Consider the following 852-nt stretch of genomic DNA (forward strand, 5'->3'; position numbering starts at 1 on the left):
CTTCTATCTAAAGAAAAACCATGTTTTACAGAGAAAACGGCCAGTTCAAAACCAACTACCGGGCGGACCAGCAGATCTTCCCGATCCTGCAGGACCGGGTACTGATCGCACTCCTCCTCTTGGTGGCATTTGTCGTAATCCCGGTGTTATCCGTGTTTCCGCCCGAGAAACACTTGTACCGCTACCTTATTGGCCTGGCGCTTATAACAATGTCGTTCGCCGGATTCAAGTGGTCCGGATGGAAGAGGGGTTTGCTGGTCTCACTTCTATCCGTCTGCATCGCACTAATACATCCTTTGCTTGCTTCGGACTATATGTTCCGAGCCATCCTGATTCCTTTTCTGATCTTCTCGCTGGCGGCAGTGGGTGTGAACATCCTGGTGGGATATTGCGGGCAGATCTCGCTGGGCTCAGGCGCCTTTATGGCCGTAGGCGCCTATGGGGCCTACAACTTTTTTGTACGCTTTCCCGGCATGCCGCTGATTCCGGCGCTGATCCTGGGTGGTTTGTGCGCCATGCTGTTTGGCATTTTGTTCGGGCTGCCCAGCTTGCGCGTGAAGGGCCTGTACCTGGCGGTGACCACGCTGGCCGCGCAGTTCTTCAGCGACTGGATGTTCCTGCGCATCAAATGGTTCACGATGGACACGCCCTCGGGCTCGGTGTCGGTCTCCAACCTGCAGGTGTTTGGACTGCCCATCGAAAGCGCGCTGAGCAAATACCTGTTTTGCCTGGCCATCGTGGTGGTGATCACCCTGCTGGCCAAAAACCTTGTGCGCAGCGCGATCGGCCGCGAGTGGATGGCCATTCGCGACATGGACGTCGCCGCCGCTGTGATCGGCATACGCCCCATGT

1 protein-coding gene is annotated in these 852 nt (G+C 56.5%); it reads left to right on the plus strand.

What is annotated here, in order from left to right; translation table 11 throughout:
- Positions 1 to 20: 20 nt before the first annotated feature.
- Positions 21 to 852 (plus strand): branched-chain amino acid ABC transporter permease (locus AC1DWI_RS24875; RefSeq protein WP_477726141.1); only part of this gene is annotated, 832 nt, incomplete at its 3' end.

It is taken from the genome of Polaromonas sp. P3_C2 (assembly GCF_056402675.1).